General features: G+C 66.2%; 20 protein-coding genes. 9 read left to right on the top strand and 11 right to left on the bottom strand.

All coding sequences use genetic code 11. The annotated features are described in order from the left end of the window. Positions 1-136: 136 nt before the first annotated feature. The 5 genes from H2037_RS12565 to rimM all read left to right on the top strand — a co-directional run bounded on the left by H2037_RS12565 (position 137) and on the right by rimM (position 4,954). Positions 137-1,516 (top strand): S41 family peptidase, encoded by a 1,380-nt coding sequence (locus H2037_RS12565; protein WP_292122488.1) that lies wholly within the window; start codon positions 137-139, stop codon positions 1,514-1,516. Between the two features lie 75 nt (positions 1,517-1,591). Further along, entirely contained in the window at positions 1,592-1,963 is a 372-nt protein-coding gene (locus H2037_RS12560; protein WP_292122485.1) for a hypothetical protein, read from the top strand. Between the two features lie 246 nt (positions 1,964-2,209). Next, complete coding sequence (gene ffh, locus H2037_RS12555) at positions 2,210-3,766, top strand: signal recognition particle protein (RefSeq protein WP_292122482.1); 1,557 nt, start codon at positions 2,210-2,212, stop codon at positions 3,764-3,766. A gap of 24 nt (positions 3,767-3,790) precedes the next feature. Continuing rightward, complete coding sequence (rpsP, locus tag H2037_RS12550; RefSeq protein WP_292122477.1) at positions 3,791-4,357, top strand: 30S ribosomal protein S16; 567 nt, start codon at positions 3,791-3,793, stop codon at positions 4,355-4,357. Between the two features lie 69 nt (positions 4,358-4,426). Then, positions 4,427-4,954, top strand: coding sequence for a ribosome maturation factor RimM (gene rimM, locus H2037_RS12545; protein ID WP_292122474.1), 528 nt, complete (start codon positions 4,427-4,429; stop codon positions 4,952-4,954). Here rimM and H2037_RS12540 read toward each other — a convergent pair. Further along, the gene (locus H2037_RS12540; protein WP_292122471.1) at positions 4,951-5,127 is read right to left on the bottom strand and encodes a YegP family protein; all 177 of its coding nucleotides are present in this window, start codon (positions 5,125-5,127) and stop codon (positions 4,951-4,953) included. The two genes, rimM and H2037_RS12540, sit on opposite strands and share 4 nt — an antisense overlap. Before the next feature lie 156 nt (positions 5,128-5,283). On the opposite strand from H2037_RS12540, the gene H2037_RS12535 reads away from it, so the two are divergent. Continuing rightward, a complete protein-coding gene (locus H2037_RS12535) occupies positions 5,284-5,985 on the top strand; it encodes a glutathione binding-like protein (protein WP_292122469.1) in 702 nt (233 codons plus the stop codon). Positions 5,986-6,055: 70 nt separating this feature from the next. Here H2037_RS12535 and H2037_RS12530 read toward each other — a convergent pair whose 3' ends face one another. The 7 genes from H2037_RS12530 to H2037_RS12500 all read right to left on the bottom strand — a co-directional run bounded on the left by H2037_RS12530 (position 6,056) and on the right by H2037_RS12500 (position 13,311). Then, positions 6,056-6,853: an enoyl-ACP reductase gene (locus H2037_RS12530; protein WP_292122661.1), complete on the bottom strand. Its 798-nt coding sequence runs from the start codon at positions 6,851-6,853 to the stop codon at positions 6,056-6,058. Positions 6,854-7,109: 256 nt separating this feature from the next. Further along, positions 7,110-7,988, bottom strand: coding sequence for a UTP--glucose-1-phosphate uridylyltransferase GalU (galU, locus tag H2037_RS12525; protein WP_292122466.1), 879 nt, complete (start codon positions 7,986-7,988; stop codon positions 7,110-7,112). 84 nt (positions 7,989-8,072) lie between these two features. After that, on the bottom strand, positions 8,073-9,131 hold the full coding sequence (locus H2037_RS12520; RefSeq protein ID WP_292122464.1) for a substrate-binding domain-containing protein: 1,059 nt from the start codon (positions 9,129-9,131) through the stop codon (positions 8,073-8,075). Positions 9,132-9,238: 107 nt separating this feature from the next. Then, positions 9,239-10,141, bottom strand: coding sequence for a phosphonate ABC transporter, permease protein PhnE (phnE, locus tag H2037_RS12515; protein WP_292122462.1), 903 nt, complete (start codon positions 10,139-10,141; stop codon positions 9,239-9,241). Then, the gene (phnD, locus tag H2037_RS12510) at positions 10,138-11,169 is read right to left on the bottom strand and encodes a phosphate/phosphite/phosphonate ABC transporter substrate-binding protein (RefSeq protein WP_292122460.1); all 1,032 of its coding nucleotides are present in this window, start codon (positions 11,167-11,169) and stop codon (positions 10,138-10,140) included. The genes phnE and phnD overlap by 4 nt, the downstream gene beginning before the upstream one ends. After that, a complete protein-coding gene (phnC, locus tag H2037_RS12505) occupies positions 11,166-11,975 on the bottom strand; it encodes a phosphonate ABC transporter ATP-binding protein (RefSeq protein ID WP_292122457.1) in 810 nt (269 codons plus the stop codon). Before phnC ends, phnD begins: the two co-directional genes overlap by 4 nt. A gap of 106 nt (positions 11,976-12,081) precedes the next feature. After that, positions 12,082-13,311 carry a DUF2254 domain-containing protein gene (locus tag H2037_RS12500; protein WP_292122455.1) on the bottom strand — a complete coding sequence of 410 codons (1,230 nt, stop codon included), beginning with the start codon at positions 13,309-13,311 and terminating at the stop codon, positions 12,082-12,084. 231 nt (positions 13,312-13,542) lie between these two features. Here H2037_RS12500 and H2037_RS12495 point away from each other — a divergent pair, with 231 nt between their 5' ends. From H2037_RS12495 to H2037_RS12490, 3 genes are all read left to right on the top strand, one after another. After that, positions 13,543-14,808: a type III PLP-dependent enzyme gene (locus H2037_RS12495; RefSeq protein ID WP_292122452.1), complete on the top strand. Its 1,266-nt coding sequence runs from the start codon at positions 13,543-13,545 to the stop codon at positions 14,806-14,808. Between the two features lie 7 nt (positions 14,809-14,815). Beyond that, positions 14,816-15,106 carry an SEC-C metal-binding domain-containing protein gene (locus H2037_RS17435; RefSeq protein WP_365833732.1) on the top strand — a complete coding sequence of 97 codons (291 nt, stop codon included), beginning with the start codon at positions 14,816-14,818 and terminating at the stop codon, positions 15,104-15,106. Between the two features lie 84 nt (positions 15,107-15,190). After that, complete coding sequence (locus H2037_RS12490; protein WP_292122449.1) at positions 15,191-16,249, top strand: deoxyhypusine synthase; 1,059 nt, start codon at positions 15,191-15,193, stop codon at positions 16,247-16,249. A 37-nt stretch (positions 16,250-16,286) separates the two neighbouring features. Here H2037_RS12490 and H2037_RS12485 read toward each other — a convergent pair whose 3' ends face one another. Genes H2037_RS12485 through H2037_RS12475 form a run of 3 tightly spaced genes read right to left on the bottom strand, consistent with a single transcriptional unit; the run spans position 16,287 to position 18,108 of the window. Continuing rightward, entirely contained in the window at positions 16,287-16,727 is a 441-nt protein-coding gene (locus tag H2037_RS12485) for a DUF1330 domain-containing protein (RefSeq protein ID WP_292122447.1), read from the bottom strand. Continuing rightward, positions 16,724-17,839, bottom strand: a complete 1,116-nt coding sequence (locus H2037_RS12480) for a GTP-binding protein (protein WP_292122444.1) — start codon at positions 17,837-17,839, stop codon at positions 16,724-16,726. The genes H2037_RS12485 and H2037_RS12480 overlap by 4 nt, the downstream gene beginning before the upstream one ends. A gap of 44 nt (positions 17,840-17,883) precedes the next feature. Further along, complete coding sequence (locus H2037_RS12475) at positions 17,884-18,108, bottom strand: alkylphosphonate utilization protein (protein ID WP_159846931.1); 225 nt, start codon at positions 18,106-18,108, stop codon at positions 17,884-17,886. Positions 18,109-18,136 lie beyond the last annotated feature (28 nt).

Raw genomic sequence — 18,136 nt, 5'->3', positions numbered from 1 at the left:
CGCAATAGAGCTTTGCATTCTGCTCCGACGCTGATTTTATCGGCGCGACGCCGCGTCGCCACGATTTCGTCGTGTCGGCGAGGCTTACCCCTCCCAACGGGCGCCCATCATGATCGGCCCGACCGAAAGAGACCGAATGCGTAAACTGCTCCTCGTCGGCTGCGCCGCACTGGTTCTCGGCGGCTCGGCCGCCGTCGCCACCAGCCAGACGCCCCGCAACGAAACCTTCCGCATGCTAGAGCTGTTCGGCGACGTGGTCGGCATCGTCGAGCAGGCCTATGTGGTGCCGGTCGACAACAAGAAGCTGATCGAGGCCGCTCTCGCCGGCATGATGACGGCGCTGGATCCCCATTCCAACTATCTGCCGCCTTCCAGCTATGACGAACTGCGCGAGCGGACCGAGGGCCAGTATTCGGGCGTCGGCTTGACCATCACCTCCGAAGGCGGTCTGGTGAAGGTCATCTCGCCTATGGACGAAAGCCCCGCCGCCAAGGCCGGGGTCCAGGCCGGGGACGTCATCTCCTCGATCGAGGGCCAGAACGCCGCGGGCCTGACCGTCACCCAGGTGTCCGAGAAGCTGCGCGGCGAGGTTGGCACCAGCGTCCGCGTCACCTTCCTGCGCGACGGCGAAGAGCCGCGCGAGGTGGTCCTGACCCGCGAAATCATCAAGGTCCAGTCGGTCACCGGCCGCGTCGAGGGCGACTTCGGCTATCTGCGGGTCTCGACCTTCAACGAGAACACCGGCCGCGAACTGACCGAGGCCATCGCCAAGATCAAGGCCCAGAAGCCGGGCGTGAAGGGCTATGTGCTGGACCTGCGCAACAACGGCGGCGGCTTGTTGAACGCCGCCATCGACGTGTCCGACGCCTTCCTGGAACGCGGCGAGATCGTCAGTCAGCGCGGCCGCAAGCCCGAGCAGATTCAGCGTTATTCCGCCAAGGCCGGCGACCTGACCGGCGGCCTGCCGGTGGTGGTCCTGGTCAACTACGGCTCGGCCTCGGCTTCGGAAATCGTCGCCGGCGCCCTGAAGGACCATGAGCGGGCGATCGTCGTCGGCCTGACCAGCTTCGGCAAGGGCTCGGTTCAGACGGTGATCCCGTTGCGCCAGGGTCAGGACGGCGCCCTGTCGATCACCACGGCCCGCTACTACACCCCGTCCGGCGCCTCGATCCAGAAGATCGGCATCGAGCCGGACCTCGAGGTGGCCCGGTCTGAGGCCGAGGCCCGGATCGTCTCGCGCTCCAGCTTCATCTATTCGGAGGCGGCCTACTCCACCGCCCTGGACTCCTCCATCGGCGCCGAGCGCAAGGGACCGCACACCCCCCACGAAGCCCCGGGCAAGGACTTCGACAAGGAGAAGGACTACCAGCTGCTGCGCGCGCTCGACGTCCTGCGCGCCGGCGGCGACCTGTCGAAGCTGTCCGCCCCGCCGGAGAATATTGTCGTGACCGAGCCTGGGTCGGAGCCGAAGACGGACGCGCCGACGACCGACGAGGACCTGCCCGAGGACGAATAGAGCCGGGCCTCGGCCCGCGCCTTGCAACGTCTCCCGCAGCAGCCGGCTGAACCGGCCTGTCGGGAGACGTTTTTCATGTCGGTTTCGTCACTTAACGGCTCCATCGGAAATGTCGCCTCGGTCGGTTTAGCCCTGTCGACCGGGAAATATCAGCCGACCTCGTCGATCCAGGGCGATCTGGACCAGATCCGGGAAAAGGGTTTCAGCGTCTGGGCGCACGATCAGCAGATGGAGAAGCTGAAGGAGCGGCTCCGCGCGGAAGTCCTGTCCGACAAGAAGATGAGCGAGAGCGACGTCGCCGCCATGCCGGCTGAACACCAGGCCGCCGTCGAAGACGAGATAGCCAAACTGATCGCCCAAAAACTGCAGGAGGCGATGAAGGCCAAGGTCCAGGAAGCCGCCGAGACGGGAAAGACGACGGCCGTGCTGGTGGATATTTCGGTCTGACTCGCCTCTGATTTCATTGCGTCGAGCCGGTCGGGCTTTGCTCCGAGCTGCGAAACGGCCGCGGGAGTCGACATTCCCCTTGTTTTCCTTCATAAGCCGCCGCTTCCGACGCAAGTGAACCTCGCGTCTCCACCAGCACGACCCCATCTCTGATGGACGAGGCTGGCGAGAACCCTCCGCCGACGTGATCGTCGCCGGGGGTCGTTGTCGTATGGAGCCGTTTCACCCGTCGCCACGAGGTAGTGAATGTTCGAGGCTCTGAACGAGCGGCTTACAGGCGTCTTCGACCGGATCACCGGCCGCGGCGCCCTGTCCGAAAAGGACGTGGCCGAGGCGATGCGCGAGGTGCGCGTGGCCCTGCTCGAGGCCGACGTCGCCCTGCCCGTGGTCAAGGAATTCATCGCCTTCGCCACCGAGCGCGCGACCGGCGAAGAGGTCATCCGTTCGGTCAAGCCGGCCGACCAGGTGGTCAAGATCGTCTATGACGGCCTGATCGAGATGCTGGGCGGCGAAGAGCCGGTCCCGCTGAACACCAACGCCAATCCGCCCGCCGTGGTGCTGATGGCCGGCCTGCAGGGCTCGGGCAAGACCACGACCTCGGCCAAGCTGGCGCTGCGCCTGACCAAGTTCGATCGCAAGAAGGTCATGATGGCCTCGCTGGACACGCGTCGTCCGGCCGCGATGGAACAACTGGCCCAACTGGGCCGGCAGATCGAGGTCGCTGTCCTGCCCATCGTGGCGGGCGAGAGCGCGGTCCAGATCACCCGCCGGGCGCTTCAGTCGGCCAAGCTTCAGGGCTTCGACGTCCTGCTCCTCGACACGGCCGGCCGCATCACCCTGGACGAGGGGCTGATGAACGAGGTGGCCGAGGTCGCCGAGATCGCCCAGCCCGTCGAGACCCTGCTGGTCGCCGACAGCCTGACCGGCCAGGACGCCGTACGCACCGCCGCCGCCTTCCACGCACGCCTGCCTCTGACCGGCCTGGTCCTGACCCGCGCCGACGGCGACGGGCGCGGCGGCGCCATGCTGTCGATGCGGGCTGTCACCGGCCTGCCGATCAAATATCTGGGCGCGGGCGAAAAGGTCGATGCGCTGGACGTGTTCGACGCCCGTCGCGTCGCCGGCCGCATCCTGGGCCAGGGCGATATCGTCGCCCTGGTCGAAAAGGCCAGCCAGGACCTGGACCAGGCCAAGGCCGAGAAGATGGCCCGCAAACTGGCCAAGGGCCAGTTCGACCTGGACGACCTGGCCGGTCAGCTTCAGCAGATGAAGCGGATGGGCGGGCTTCAGGGCATCATGGGCATGCTGCCCGGCGTGGCCAAGATGAAGGGCCAGATGGCCGAAAGCGGCATCGACGACCGCATGATCCTGCGCCAGGAAGCTATCATCTCCTCGATGACCAAGGTCGAGCGCAAGAAGCCGGACCTGCTGAACGCCAGCCGCAAGAAGCGCATCGCCGCCGGCGCCGGCGTCGAGGTCCAGGACGTCAACCGGGTTCTGAAACAGCACCGCCAGATGGCCGACGTGGTCAAGCAGATGGCGCGCGGCGGCCCCAGGAAGATGCAGCAGATGGCCGCCATGCTGGGCGGTCTCGGCGGCGGCGGCATCCCCGGCATGGGGGGAGCCGGCGGCCCGGACATGAACCGATTGAAGGCCCTGGGCGGCGGCAAGACGCCGGAACCTAGCGCCGACGAACTGAAAGCCATCCAGGACCGCCTCGCGGGACTTGGAAACCCCCTCGGGGGCGGCGGACAACTTCCGGGAGGCCTTCCGGGCCTTCCGGGCTTCCCTCCCAAGAAATAACGACATCCTAGAAAGAGACTTGAAATGCTGAAGATTCGTCTGGCCCGCGGCGGCGCCAAGAAGCGCCCCTACTACCACATCGTCATCGCCGACTCGCACTCGCCGCGCGACGGCAAGTTCATCGAGAAGGTCGGCAGCTACAACCCGATGCTGCCCAAGGACGGCGCCCAACCGCGCGTCGCCCTGAAGGTCGAGCGTATCGCCGAATGGCTCGGCAAGGGCGCCCAGCCGACCGACCGCGTCGCCCGCTTCCTGTCGCAGGACGAGACCCTGGGCCAGAAGGTGAAATGGACCCAGTCCAACAACCCGAACCGCGCCCAACCCGGCAAGAAGGCCCAGGAACGCGCCGCCGAGCGCGCCCAGCGCGAAGCCGACCGTCTGGAAGCCGAAGCCGCCGCCAAGGCCGAGGCTGCTGAAGCCGCCGCCGCCGCCAAGGCTGAAGCCGAAGCCGCCGCCGCCGCTCCGGCCGTCGAAGAAGCCCCGGCTGAAGAAGCCGCTGTCGAAGCCGCTGTCGAAGCTCCGGCCGCCGAGGCTGCTGTTGAAGAGGCTCCGGCTGCTGAAGAAGCCGCCGAAGAAAAGACCGAAGCCTAAGTTCTTCGGTCTCGATACGATCAAGGCGGCGTCTTTCGACGCCGCCTTTTTCATGCGCTAAGGACGCCCATGACCCAGGACAGCAGACTCATCCTCGTCGGCCAGATCGGCGGCGGTTTCGGGGTGCGGGGCGAGGTGCGGGTGACCGCCTTCACCGCCGATCCTCTGGCCCTGACCGCCTACGGGCCGCTGTTGCGCGCCGACGGGACGGTCGCCCTGACCCTGACCTCGACCCGGCCGGACAAGAACGGCGTGGTCGGCCGGGCAAAGGAAATCACGACCAAGGAACAGGCCGACGCCCTGCGCGGCCTGAAGCTGCACGTCCCCCGCGACCGTTTCCCCGAGCCGGAAGAGGACGAATTCTACCTCGCCGATCTGATCGGGATCGAGGTCCGCGACACGGCCGGCGCCGTCATGGGCGCGGTCAAGTCGGTCCAGAATTTCGGCGCCGACGACATGCTGGAGATCGCCCCCGCAGGCGGCGGCCCGACCTGGTACTTGCCTTTCACCAAGGAGGCGACGCCCGAACTGCACCTCGCCGACGGCTGGCTGATAGCCGCGCCGCCGACAGAGGTGGGCGAGCGCGAGCCGGACTAGCTGTTGTCCTCGACCTCGGCGTCCGGGCCGTTTTTCTTGATGGAGTCGATGGCGTTCTGGGCCGAGGCCTTGGAGCTGTAGCCTTCGGTCGAGAACATCGTCTCGCTGTTGTATTTGAAGCGGACGCGGAACTCGCCGGCCTTGTCCTTGTAGATCTCGAACTTGTGCGCCATCGGGGGCCCTCTCCAGTCTCGACCCTGATCGGGTCACGGCCAAGCTGGCCCGCCGCTGTGTGCGTTTCCAGACACAAACCTGAGAGCAAAAAAGGAACGGACCCGGTTGCGGATCGGGAGGCGCGCGCCACATGAGGGTCTCACGGAGGATTCGCCATGACCGACCTGTCCCAATTTCCGATCACCCGGCGCTGGCCGGCCCAGCATCCCGACCGGCTGCAGCTCTATTCGCTACCGACGCCCAATGGGGTGAAGGCCTCGATCATGCTGGAGGAGATCGGGCTGGCCTATGAGCCGCATTTCATCGACATCTCGGCCAACGAGACCTGGGAGCCGGAGTATCTGTCGCTGAACCCCAACGGCAAGATCCCCGCGATCCTCGATCCGAACGGCCCGGGCGGCAAGCCGCTGGCCCTGTTCGAATCCGGCGCCATCCTGATCTATCTGGCCGAAAAGACCGGCAAGCTGCTCTCCGCCGACCCCGCCGAACGCTACGAGACGATCCAGTGGGTCATGTTCCAGATGGGCGCGATCGGCCCGATGTTCGGCCAGCTGGGCTTCTTCCACAGGTTCGCCGGCAAGGACTACGAGGACAAGCGCCCACGCGACCGCTACGTCGCCGAGAGCCGCCGCCTGCTGGGCGTACTGGAGACCCGGCTAGAGGGCAGGGACTGGATCATGGGCGACTATTCCATCGCCGACGTCGCGACCCTGGGCTGGGTCCGCAATCTGGTCGGCTTCTACGAGGCGGGGGAGATCGTCGGTTTCAAGGACTTTCCGCACGTCGCCGCCTGGCTGGAGCGCGGCCTGGCCCGCCCGGCCGTCCAGCGCGGGCTGACGATCCCCGCCAAGGCTTGAATGAAAAAGGGCCCGAGCATCCGCTCCGGCCCTTGGTCTTCGGTCGCGGCGGCCCAGGCCGCGCGCCGCATCAGCCTTCGATGTCTTCCGGCAGGCCCACGGCGTGGAAGCCCGCGTCGACGTGGACGACCTCGCCCGTGGTCGAGCGACCCAGGTTAGAGCACAGCCACAGGGCCGCGCCGGCGACGCCCTCCATCGAGGTCTCTTCCTTGATCAGCGAGAACTGGGCGCTCTTGGAGTGCAGGCCCCGGCCGCCCGAGATACCGGCCAGCGACAGGGTCCGCATGGCCCCGGCCGAGATGGCGTTGACGCGGATGTTCTTCGGCCCCAGATCGCGGGCGATATAGCGGGTCGCGGCCTCCAGCGCCGCCTTGGCCACGCCCATGGTGTTGTAGTTCGGGATGACCCGCTCGGACCCCAGATAGGTCAGGGTGATGAGGCTGCCGCCGTTCGGCATCAGTTTGGCGGCGCGCTTGGACACGTCCACGAAGCTGAAGGCCGAGATGTTCAGGGCCAGCAGGAAGCTGTCGCGGGTGGTGTTGTCGACGAACGAACCCTTCAACTCGTCCTTGTTGGCGAAGGCCACCGAGTGGACGACGAAGTCGATCGTGCCGAAGGTCTTTTCCAGCTCGGCGAAGGCGGCGTCCATCGAGGCGTCGTCGGTGACGTCGGCGGGGATCAGCAGCTTGGCGCCGACGCTTTCGGCCAACGGGCGCACGCGTCGTTCCAGGCTTTCGCCCAGATAGGTGAAGGCCAGTTCGGCGCCCTGCGCCGCCAGTTGCGAGGCGATGCCCCAGGCGATGGAGCTTGAGTTCGCCACACCCATGATCAGGCCCTTCTTGCCCTTCATGAGGTCGCCGGTCGGCATGTCCCAGCCTTCGGAAGTGGCCATGGTTCGTCTCCTGATGATTTCCGCGGAGGGTTAGCAGGGGTCGGCCACAGGCTCAACGCTTCTCCCTCCCCCCTGCGGGGGAGGGGGGCGAAGGCGTAGCCGAAGCCGGGTGGGAACGGCCGGGCGCCCCATCACTGAAACAAGATCCGTGCGACGTCGCCTTGCCGCCCCCACCCCGTCGCTGACGCGACGCCCCTCCCCCCCCGCGGGGGAGGGAGAAAACTCGCCGTATTTACAGCAGGGCCGTCACCGCCGCGCGCGCGGCCTCGCCTAGGTCGGGGCGTTTCAGGGCCAGGGCGACATTGGCCTTCAGCAGGCCGATCTTGTCGCCGCAGTCGTGGGTCACGCCCTCGTATTCGACGGCGGTGAACAACTGGTCGGCCATCAGTCGGGCCATGGCGTCGGTCAGCTGGATCTCGTTGCCGGCGCCCCGTTCCTGAGTGGCCAGCAGATCGAAGATTTCCGGCTGCAGGATATAGCGGCCCGAGATCGACAGGTTCGACGGCGCCGTGCCCTTGGCCGGCTTTTCGATCATGCCTTTCATGGTGATGCGACGGCCGTCGCGCGCCGAGGGATCGACGATGCCGTATTTGTGGGTCTCGCTCTCGGGCACGGCCTCGACGCCGATCAGATTGCCGCCGACCTCGTTATAGGCGTCGATCAGCTGTTTCAGCGCGCCCGGCCGGCTGTCGACGATGACGTCGGGCAGCAGCACGGCGAAGGGTTCATGCCCGATGATGTCGCGGGCGCACCAGACGGCGTGGCCCAGGCCCTTGGGCGACATCTGGCGAGTGAAGCTCATCTCGCCGGCGTTCGGCAGCTCAGCCCGCAACTGGTCGAGAATCTCGGTCTTGCCCTTGGCCTCCAGCTGGCTTTCCAGCTCGATCTGGTGATCGAAATAGTCCTCGATCGCGCCTTTGGACCGGCCGGTGACGAAGACGATATGCTCGATCCCGGCCTCGCGGGCCTCTTCGACGATGTAAGACAGGATCGGCCGATCAACGACGTTCAGCAGTTCCTTCGGCGTGGTCTTCGTGCCGGGGAGGACACGGGTTCCGAGGCCGGCGACAGGCAGCACGGCCTTGCGCAAACGCGCGGGCTGAGAAGTCATAGGGTTTTCCTGATTGCTATCCCGCCCCCATCATAACCGACGGATCGGCCGTGGAAAGGGGCGGGAGTATCCGGAAGAGCGTTGTTATTGCGGACGCTGCATCGGCGTCATCGCCGTGGCGACGGCGCGCTGGGCCTGAAGCTGATCTTCCGGCAAAGGGATCAGGCCACGGTCGGCCAGATAGCCGCCCTTGCCGGCGGCGCCTTCGGACAGAAATTCCTGCACGAACTGCTGCAGGCCCGGGATCACGCCGATATGGGCCTTCTTCACATAGATGTAGAGGCTGCGCGACAGCGGGTATTCGCCGCTGGCGATGGTGTCCGCATTGGGTGCGACGCCGTCGATGGTCTCGGGCTTCACGGTGTCCAGGTTCTGTTCCAGGAAGGAAAAGCCGAACACGCCCAGCGAGCCCGGCGTACGGCTCAGGGTCTGGACGATGGCGTTGTCATTCTCGCCCGAGTCGATCCAGGCGCCGTCTTCACGCAGGGTGTGGGCCAGGGCTTCGAAACGATCTTCGTCCGACTCCGCCACCGCCGCCACGGCAGGCACCAGCTTGGCGCCCGGCGTCATGCCCAGCTCCAGGAAGGCGTCGCGCGTGCCCGAGGTGGGGGGCGGGCCATAGACTTGGATCCGCTGGTTCGGCAGGCCGCTGTTGACCTGGTTCCAGGTCTTGGCCGGGTTGGCGATGAATTCGCCGTTCGGCCCGGGGACTTCCTTGGCCAGGCCTTCGTACAGATCGTTCAGCTCGAAGTTGAAGCTGTTGCCGTTGCGCGCCGTGGCGATGACGATGCCGTCGAAGCCGATCTTGATCTCTACGATGTCGGTGACGCCGTTCTTCTGGCACAGGTCGAACTCGGACGCCTTCATCTGGCGCGAGGCGTTGGCGATGTCCGGGGTGGTCGGTCCCACACCCTGGCAGAAGGCCTGGATGCCGCCGCCGGTGCCCAGAGACTCGACGCGTGGCGCGGCGCCGCCCGAGGTGCGGGCGAAGTTTTCGGCCACGCGCGTGGCGAAGGGGAAGACAGTAGAGGAGCCCGCCGCCCAGATGCCCGACCGGGCGCTCGAGCTTCCGCCGCCGTCTCCGCAGGCCGCTAGGGCCAGCAGGGCCGCGGCCGAAGTCGCGAGTTTCAGTGCACGGATCATTCTGAGCTCTCCCTGAGCATCGATTTCACGACGTTTAGATCAGACGAGTGTGAAGGTTTTTAAGGCGCTGTGACAGCCGGAAGAGGCAGCCGAAAGGCCGAAATCATCTACAGCAGCCGCTTGCGCATGACCTGAGACAGGGTGTCGATCAAGGTCACGGCGACCACGATGACGATGGCGATGGCGGCGACCCGGCTGTAGTCGAAGGCCTGGATGCTTTCGAACAGGGTCTGCCCGATGCCGCCGGCGCCGATCAGGCCCAGCACGGTGGCCGCGCGGCTGTTGGATTCGAACCGATAGAGGGCGAAGGAGGTCCACAAGGGCGCCACCTGGGGGAAGACGCCCCAGACGATTTCGTGCAGCTTGCCGGCGCCGGTGGCGCGCACCCCTTCGACCGGCCCCTTGTCGATCGACTCGACCGCTTCGGAAAACAGCTTGGCCAGGACGCCGCCGGTGTTCAGCGCCAGGGCCAGCACCCCGGCGAGCGGACCCAGGCCCACGGCGACGATGAACAGGGTGGCGATGACCAGGTCCGGGATCGAGCGCAGCAGGTCCATGAACCGGCGTACGACGAACACCATCCAGCCCGGCGCGATGTTACGCGACGCCATCAGGCTGAGCGGCAAGGCCAGGAAGACGGCCAGGAAAGTGCCCCACAGGGCGATCTGCACTGTCAGCCACATCTGACCGGCCAGGCTGGTCGTCGGCTGGGTGAAGACGTGGGTGAAGGAGGTCCAGAAGTCGCCGGCGGGGAAGATGGCGCCCCAATCGGGCCGAAGCAGATCGGCGCCATAGGTCGAGATGTTCGACGAGCCCGAGAACAGCCGGCCGATATTCTGCATGTCGACCTTGCCGAAGCTGGCGATCAGGATGATCGCCAGTCCGCCCCACAGCATGATGTCGAACAGGGTCGAGGACAGGGACTTGGTGGGCGCTGCGGGGATGGCGCCCGGCACTGCGCCAGGGGCGACGCCGCCCTGGGCCGCCATGTCTGCGGTGACGTCGCTCAAGGCTGGACCTCGCGCTTGGCGCGCAGGGCGGCCAGATCGCGTTCGGCGGCGGCGACCCCGGCCTGGTCGTTCTTGGCCTTGGCCTCGTTCAGCTTCTGGTCGGCGACCATCTCGCGCACCGGATCGAGATAGGAATCATCGGCGGCGCGGAACATCGAATAGTTCAGCCCGGCCAGCACCTGGCGCTGGCGATCGGCTTCCGGCCCCTGGCCCTGGCCATAGGTCAGGAAGAAGCTGCGCAGCTTCTCCTTCAGGACCGGATCCAGATCCTCACGGATGACGATGCCGGATTCCGGAATCGGCGGCGAAACCCAGATGTCCTCGATCTGGGCGGCCAGCTGCGGGTTTTCGCGGCGCATGAAGACCGTGTTGACCGAGTTGGAGGTGGCGATGTCGACCACGCCCGTCGCGACGGCGAAGGCGTTGGCCTGGTGGCTGGCCGAGCGCACCGTCTTGAAACACTGGTTCGGCACGATGCCGCGCGGATTGAACAGGAAGGTCAGGGGGGCCAGGGTGCCCGAGGTCGACTGGGCGTCGCCGATGCCGAAGTCGTACTGCTTGCCGCAAGCCAGCACCTTGTCCAGCGTGATGCCCGAGCCCTTCTGCACGATCAGGGTCGAGGTGTAGCTGTCGCGGCCTTCGGGATCGACGATGCGGGCGATGACCTCGCCCTGGGCGCGATCGACGGCTTCCAGCGCCGGCTTGGCCGAGAACCAGGCCACCTGGGTCTGGTTGAAGCGCATGGCCTCGATCAGGACATTATAGTTGCCGGCGAAAAAGGGTTTCACCGGAATGCCGATGGCTTCGGACATGTCGTCCAGCAACGGCTGCCACAGCGGCCCGGACGAGGCCTGGCCTTCCGCCGACAGGATCGAGAAGGTCAGTTCCGACGGCATGGCGCCGGTGGTCTTCTTGTCGTCACCGCCGCCGCACGAGGCGACGCCAAGCATCAGGACGGCGGCGCCGGCGGCCACGAACAGGCGACGGACCGAGCCCTTGAGGGAAAGGGGGGTACGGGAAGGGCTCATGCCTTGGTCTCCCAGAACGCGTCCTCGAATTCAGGACCGTAGATTTCGATCAGGCGCTGTTGATCCAGGCCCGTGGCGGGACCGTCATAGACGATTTTGCCGCCCTGCAGGGCGATGACGCGGTCGCAGTAGCGGATGGCGTAGTCGACCTGGTGCAGGGTGACGATCACCCCCATGCCGTCGCGCCTGTTCAGCTCGACCAGCAGCTCCATCACCTTACGGGCCGACACGGGGTCTAGCGAGGCGACCGGCTCGTCGGCCAGGATGGCCTGGGCGCCCTGCACGATGGCGCGGGCGATGGCGCCCCGCTGCTGCTGGCCGCCCGAAAGCGTATTGGCGCGCTGCCCGGCGTAGTCGCTGACTCCGACCCGGTGCAGGGCCGCCATGGCCCGGTCCTTGTCGGCCTGGGGCCACAGGCCCAGCAGACCCCGCCAGACCGGCAGACGCCCCAGGGCGCCCAGCATGACATTGGCGAACAGGCTGAGGCGGCCGACCAGGTTGAACTGCTGAAAGATCATGCCCAGCTTGCCGCGCGCCTTGCGCACGGCGCCGGTGACCCGCCCGTCCTTCTGCACCGTCTCGCCGAAGACGGTGATCACGCCCTTGCCGGCGTCGATCGACTGCAGGCCGGTGATGGAACGCAGCAGGGTCGACTTGCCGGACCCGGACGGGCCGATCAAGGCGACCATCTCGCCCGAGTCGACGGAAATCGAGACGCCGTCCAGCGCCTTTCGCGATCCGAAGGTCTTCGACACATCGCGCGCCAGGACAAGCCCGGGGGCGACGGCGGCTGCGGATGAACTCATGAACTCGCTGGGAGGCTGTGGCGAACGGCGCCGCATGACGCGACAGGAGCGTTTGGGCAAGTCCTTAATCGCACGTCGTGCGCAATCTCGTCCAGACCCCGATCCGTCAGCTCGACAGGGCCGCCTCCTCGACCCGCCGTACGTCGGCGGTGATCGGCAGGGCGATGCGCGACCGTTCCAGCGCCTCCCGCGCGAGGGCCGTGGCGGCGGGCGCCAGGGCGGGCGTCGTCGCCAGGGTCTTCAGGGCCTTCTGCAGCCTCAGCGCGACCACCAGATCGCCCGCCCCGTACCGGGCGATGGGACCGAAGACGTCTTCCAGCAGATCCTCATGCTCGATCGCCGGCCCCATCACCCGGTCGCGCAGGGGCTGATCCCGGTCCTTGGCGCCGTCCTGGACCCAGGCGTCGAGCAGACGCACCCCGGTTCCCGTCACCTGGATGGCGGTGCCGGGATCATTCACGCCCGGCGACAGGGCCTTTGCGGCGATCTCGCCCAGCACGATCAGGCCGAAACGGGGGTCCTGATCGAAGGATCGCGAGTCACCCAGGGTGAAGGCGGAATGGAAATCGGCCTGCGCCTCGTCGTCGCACGCGGCCAGGCTGATGCGCGCCAGGATGCTGCCGCGCCGGACGAAGGCGCCCGGCACCGCGACCACCTCGACGTGGCAATCGCGGGCTTTGGCCACGGCTTGCAGACGTTCGGGATCAACGTTCTGGACATAGCCGGTCGCCTTGGCCGTAACCTCTGCGCCCCGCTCCAGCCGCCCCGACCGGCCGCCGAAAAACGGAGAATCGCGACGCATTTCCAGCGCCTCCAGCGCACGCGCCTCCACCAGATCTATGGTGTGGCCCACGCGGGCCAGACTGGACAGCCGATTGATCCAGGCCAGCAGCCGATAGGCCACCAGTCCGACCATGGCCAGGCTGACCAGAAACAGTATGGCTCGGCCGCTTTGACCGTAATAGTGGGCGTTGATCGCCGTCACCGAGACGATGGCGTAGAGAAAGGCGCCGACGAAGGTCGCCAGCGCCTTCTGGGTCTCCTCGTCAGTCGTCACCAGGGCGGCCACGCGCGGGCTGGCCGCCGTCGAAACGGAAGTATAGGCGGTGACCATGGCGCCGACCGAAAAGGTCGCGACCCCCAGAAGGCTGGAGGCCAGGATCGTCAGGATGGATTCGACCGACTCGCCGCCCAATCGCTCGGCCATGTCGTCCGGCACCCAGGGCGCCAGGGCTGCGGCCAACAGCGACGCCGCGACGCCTACGCCGGCATAGGCCGTCGCTTTCACCCAAAGTTGGCGTGCTAGCTTGCGCCAGAAAAACAGCCACCGATTCATGCGGACCTCCTGTCAAGGAACGGCGCAGAACGGCCAAGGTTGCCCGCTGGAGGTTGTCCACAGGCGTCCCCGCGGATTTGTGACAGTCAAATCCAGGCCCTGCCACGAAAAAACCCCTTTACATGACAGTTCGATGCCCCCATATCGCGCCTTCCGGCGGACCCCGTGGTCTAACCGTTAAGCGCTGCTAACGCCGGTCTGGGTTTAACAATTAGCAGGGGGTTACGTGAATTGCGCACGTACCAGTTTCCCCTGGACCTGGTCCGTGAGCGGTCCCCTGAACGTCCCGTCGCCCTCGTGCGACCGCGTTCGGTTTCCGTAGCGGCGCGCTGGTTCCAGGATAATCTAAAGGCCGACGTCTTCTATGCGGTGAAGGCGAACCCGTCGCGTTGGGTCGTCGAGACCCTGATCGAGGCCGGGGTTCGCGGCTTCGACGTGGCGTCCATCGCCGAGATCGAACTCGTTCGTTCGGTCAGCCATGACGTTCGCCTGGCCTTCATGCACCCGGTCAAGAGCCGGTCTGCGATCACCAAGGCCTATTTCGAACACGGCGTTCGCACCTTCTCGCTCGACTGCGAGGATGAGCTGAACAAGATCCTCGACGCCACCGGCGGCGCGGACGACCTGAATCTGATCGTGCGCATGGCGGTTTCGGCCGATGGCGCCGCCTATACGCTTTCGGGCAAGTTCGGCGTCTCGACTGACCAGGCCCCGGCCCTGCTTATGGCCACGCGCCAGGCGGTCAAGGATGGTCTGATGGGCGTCAGCTTCCATGTCGGCAGCCAGTGCATGCGCCCGACCGCCTACCAGGCCGCCATGGCTCAGGTCGGCCGTTCGATCAGCCGTGCGGGCGTCATCGTGGACATCGTCGATGTCGGCGGCGGCTTCCCCTCGGTCTATCCGGGCATGGTCCCGCCGGACATGAGCGAATACGCAGACGCCATCCATCGCGGCTTCAACGAGATGCCGGTGTCGGAAACGACCGAGCTGTGGTGCGAACCCGGCCGGGCGCTGGTCGCCGAATCTTCGTCGATCCTGGCCCGCGTCGATCTGCGCAAGGGCGACGCCCTGTATCTGAACGACGGCTCGTACGGCTCGCTGTTTGACGCGACCCACTCGCGCTGGCCCTTCCCGACCAAGCTGGTCCGGGACGGCGAGGCGTCGGGCGATCTTAAGGCGTTTCAATTCTACGGCCCGACCTGCGATTCCATCGACCATATGCCGGGTCCGTTCTGGCTGCCGGCCGACATCCGCGAAGGCGATTTCATCGAAATCGGCATGCTCGGCGCTTACGGCGTCGCCATGTCGACGGGCTTCAACGGTTACGGCGAACACGATATCGCCGCGGTCGAGGACGCTCCGATGGCCTCGCTCTACGGTCTCGCCCCGCGCTCCATCCCGACCGTGCGCACCACGGCCGAGGAGAACGCCCGCAAGGTCGTGCGTCTGTCGCGCCCGAAGGGCAAGGCCGGTCAACGCAAGAAGTCGCGGCGGTAAACTTCATTTGCACGGGTGGGCCCGCGTCCCTAGAAGGCGCGCGTCCACCCAAGCCAATGGAGGCGACCATGCGAACGCGCGACCAGGACTTCAGCTTTCCAGCCCACTAGCAAACGCCGGAGAGGCTTTCCCCAGCGAAACCCGTGTCAAGACGGGCGACCGTGTCGTCCATGGCGACAAGGAGCTGCTGGAAAAGCTCGGGCGTCAGGACCCGTGCCCCTGCGGCTCAGGGCGTAGATTCAAGGCTTGCTGCATCGCTGCTCGATCCTTTCAAGGACCTGAAGCATTACAGGCGTAGCAAGTAGATTTCCGACCCGCCGTCGCTCCGTCCGGCGGGTCGGCGTTTCCCTCGACGGCGCTCAAATCAAGGGAAACCTCCGAAATGAACGCACCCGTTCAGGCCAACACCAAGGCCCAACTGCTGCAGGATGTCGTCGAACACGTCGACATCACCAGCTTCGACGCCCGTCCGATCATCGACTCGATGCGCAAAATGAGCTTCTCGTCGCGCGACACCGCCCGCGCCGCCGACATCTTCTCCATGGCCATTGAGGACAAGGACTGCTCGCCCTGGCTGATCCTGGCGGGTTCGACCTCGGCCGGCGGCTGCATGCACGTCTACCGCGACATGGTGAAGTTCGGCATGGTCGACGCCGTCGTCGCCACCGGCGCCTCGATCGTGGACATGGATTTCTTCGAGGCCCTGGGCTTCAAACACTACCAGGCGGCCGGCGAGGTGGACGACAATGTCCTGCGCGAAAACTACATCGACCGGATCTACGACACCTATATCGACGAGGAAGAACTCCAGGCCTGCGACCACACCATCCTGGAGATCGCCAATCGTCTGGAGCCGCGCGGCTATTCCAGCCGCGAATTCATCTGGGAGATGGGCAAGTGGCTGAGCGAGGGGAATGCGAAAAAGCCCGGTTCCCTGATCCAGACCGCCTATGAAGAGGGCGTCCCGATCTTCTGCCCGGCCTTCGTCGACAGCTCGGCTGGTTTCGGCCTGGTCAAGCATCAGAAGGAACGCGCGGCCGCCGGCCAGGCCTATCTGATGCTGGACGCCATCGCCGACTTCCGCGAACTGACCGACATCAAGATCGCCGCCGGCGTTACCGGCCTGTTCATGGTCGGCGGCGGCGTGCCCAAGAACTTCGCCCAGGACACGGTGGTCTGCGCCGAAATCCTGGGCGTCGAGGCCGAGATGCACCGCTATGCGGTCCAGATCACGGTCGCCGACGTCCGCGACGGCGCTTGCTCGTCCTCGACGCTGAAGGAGGCGGCTTCGTGGGGCAAGGTCCAGACCACGCACGAACAGATGGTCTTCGCCGAGGCCACCACCGTCGTGCCCCTGATCGGCTCGGACGCCTATCACCGCGGCGCCTGGAAGGCCCGCGACAAGCGCCGCTGGAACAAGCTGTTCGAAAAAACGTCCTGAGAAAAAGGGCGGCTCTGCAAGGAGCCGCCCTTTTTTACTATCCGGCTTCGCCAAACGCCTTGCCGGCTTCGACCGGTTCGCAGCGGATCAGGCGAGAATCCGCCACCGCCGCCTGGCGGTGAATGACCGCTACTCGATATTCCGGGTCCTGCAACATCGAGACGAAGGCGGCGGCGGTCGGGTATCGGGCGATGAAGGCCAGGTCCCAGGCCTCGTCGGCCGGGCCGATCAAGGTCAGTTGGGGGCGTCCAAGCCAGACCTGATCGCCGCCAGAGCGGGCGAAGGGCGCCGCGGCGGCCTTGCCATAGGCGGCATAGGCCTGGGCGCCCGTTCGACCCTTGTCCGCATCCGGATGATCGGCCGGATAGGCGGCGTCGTCGCGGAAGCGCAGCAGATTGATCATGGCGATGGGTTGATCCGGCGGCAGGTCGCGGAACGCCGCCATGGCCTCCCGGCTCGGATCAATCCAGCCGGTCATGCCGCGCAGGCCTCGAACCCGGCCTTCAGCGCCGCCTCGTCCAGGTCGCGGCCAATAAAGACCGCGCGGCTCCAGCGGCGTTCGCCGGCGCCCCATTCGCGTTGCAGGTCGCCTTCCAGAATCATGTGCACGGCCTGGAAGACCAGGCGGCGGTTCTCGCCCTGAACGTCGATGATCCCCTTCGCGCGCAGGATGTTCTGCCCCTGTTCGCCAAGCAGCCGATCCAGCCAGGCGGTGAATTTGGCGCCGTCCAGCGGCCGGTCCAGCGACAGGGAGATTCCCTTGATGTCGTCCTGGTGGGCGTGACCGCGCGCGCCATGCGTATGATCGTGAGCATGGCCGTGGTCGTGCCCATGGTCATGATCGTGGTGGTCGTGGCCGCAATGTTCGTCGTGGACATGTCCGTCCGCGCCGTGCGGCGGGTTGGCGAAGTCCGGCTGGACCTCCAGGATACGATCCAGGTCGAAGGCGCCCAGGCCCAGCACCTGATCCAGCGGCACGTTCGATCGCTCGGCCCGCACGATGGGGGCCAGGGGGTTCAGCGCCCGCAGACGGGCCTCGACGGCGTCCAGTTCGTCCGGGGTCGCCAGATCGACCTTGTTCAGGATGATGCGGTCGGCGAAGGCCACCTGTTCGCGCGCCTCTTTCGAGTCGTCCAGCCGGGCCATCACGTGTTTGGCGTCCACCAGGGTAGTGACGCTGTCCAGCTGGGTCTTGGCCTTGACGTCCTCGTCGACGAAGAAGGTCTGGGCCACCGGGCCGGGATCGGCCAGGCCCGTGGTCTCGACGATGATGGCGTCGAAGGCCGGCTTGCCGGGACGTTGGCGCTTCATCAGGCCGGCGACCACGCGGATCAGGTCGCCGCGCACCGTGCAGCAGACGCAGCCGTTGTTCATCTCGAACACGTCCTCGTCGGCGCCGACCACCAGATCGTTGTCGATGCCGATCTCGCCGAACTCGTTGACGATGACGGCGTAGCGCTTGCCGTGGTCCTCGGTCAGGATCCGGTTCAGCAGGGTGGTCTTGCCCGCGCCGAGATAGCCGGTCAGGACGGTCACTGGAATCTTGCCAAGCGTGGCGGTCGAGGCGGGGGCGGCGAGGGTGTCGGTCATCGCCGCTAGATGGCGGCTGATGTCGCACTTGGAAAGAGGGGGCGCTAAGCCTTCTTCACGAACTCGACACGCAGGACCAGGCCGCGCACCTTGTCGACATTGGCCTCGATCTCGTCGGTGTCGCCGGTCAGGCGGATATTCTTCACCAGGGTTCCGCGTTTCAGGGTCACCCCGCCCGATCCCTTGACCTTGAGGTCCTTGATCAGGGTCACGCTGTCGCCATCGGCCAGGATGTTGCCGTTGGAGTCTTTGGTCACGTCGTCGGTCATGGCGAAGCTTCTAGCGCTCTGGTCGGCG

Origin of the sequence: Brevundimonas sp., assembly GCF_013912065.1 — a bacterium.
GTDB lineage: Bacteria > Pseudomonadota > Alphaproteobacteria > Caulobacterales > Caulobacteraceae > Brevundimonas.
This window is presented reverse-complemented; position numbering and strand designations above follow the sequence as displayed.

Excerpts from the sequence above, each read along its gene's own strand:
- H2037_RS12560 (WP_292122485.1), top strand. The coding sequence starts at position 1,592 with ATGTCGGTTTCGTCACTTAACGGCTCCATCGGAAATGTCGCCTCGGTC.
- ffh (WP_292122482.1), top strand. The coding sequence starts at position 2,210 with ATGTTCGAGGCTCTGAACGAGCGGCTTACAGGCGTCTTCGACCGGATC.
- H2037_RS12540 (WP_292122471.1), bottom strand. The coding sequence starts at position 5,127 with ATGGCGCACAAGTTCGAGATCTACAAGGACAAGGCCGGCGAGTTCCGC.
- H2037_RS12475 (WP_159846931.1), bottom strand. The coding sequence starts at position 18,108 with ATGACCGACGACGTGACCAAAGACTCCAACGGCAACATCCTGGCCGAT.
- H2037_RS12490 (WP_292122449.1), top strand. The coding sequence starts at position 15,191 with ATGAACGCACCCGTTCAGGCCAACACCAAGGCCCAACTGCTGCAGGAT.
- H2037_RS12530 (WP_292122661.1), bottom strand. The coding sequence starts at position 6,853 with ATGCCGACCGGCGACCTCATGAAGGGCAAGAAGGGCCTGATCATGGGT.
- H2037_RS12500 (WP_292122455.1), bottom strand. The coding sequence starts at position 13,311 with ATGAATCGGTGGCTGTTTTTCTGGCGCAAGCTAGCACGCCAACTTTGG.
- phnC (WP_292122457.1), bottom strand. The coding sequence starts at position 11,975 with ATGAGTTCATCCGCAGCCGCCGTCGCCCCCGGGCTTGTCCTGGCGCGC.
- rimM (WP_292122474.1), top strand. The coding sequence starts at position 4,427 with ATGACCCAGGACAGCAGACTCATCCTCGTCGGCCAGATCGGCGGCGGT.
- phnD (WP_292122460.1), bottom strand. The coding sequence starts at position 11,169 with ATGAGCCCTTCCCGTACCCCCCTTTCCCTCAAGGGCTCGGTCCGTCGC.
- H2037_RS12535 (WP_292122469.1), top strand. The coding sequence starts at position 5,284 with ATGACCGACCTGTCCCAATTTCCGATCACCCGGCGCTGGCCGGCCCAG.
- H2037_RS12485 (WP_292122447.1), bottom strand. The coding sequence starts at position 16,727 with ATGACCGGCTGGATTGATCCGAGCCGGGAGGCCATGGCGGCGTTCCGC.
- H2037_RS12520 (WP_292122464.1), bottom strand. The coding sequence starts at position 9,131 with ATGATCCGTGCACTGAAACTCGCGACTTCGGCCGCGGCCCTGCTGGCC.
- H2037_RS12480 (WP_292122444.1), bottom strand. The coding sequence starts at position 17,839 with ATGACCGACACCCTCGCCGCCCCCGCCTCGACCGCCACGCTTGGCAAG.
- galU (WP_292122466.1), bottom strand. The coding sequence starts at position 7,988 with ATGACTTCTCAGCCCGCGCGTTTGCGCAAGGCCGTGCTGCCTGTCGCC.
- H2037_RS12565 (WP_292122488.1), top strand. The coding sequence starts at position 137 with ATGCGTAAACTGCTCCTCGTCGGCTGCGCCGCACTGGTTCTCGGCGGC.
- rpsP (WP_292122477.1), top strand. The coding sequence starts at position 3,791 with ATGCTGAAGATTCGTCTGGCCCGCGGCGGCGCCAAGAAGCGCCCCTAC.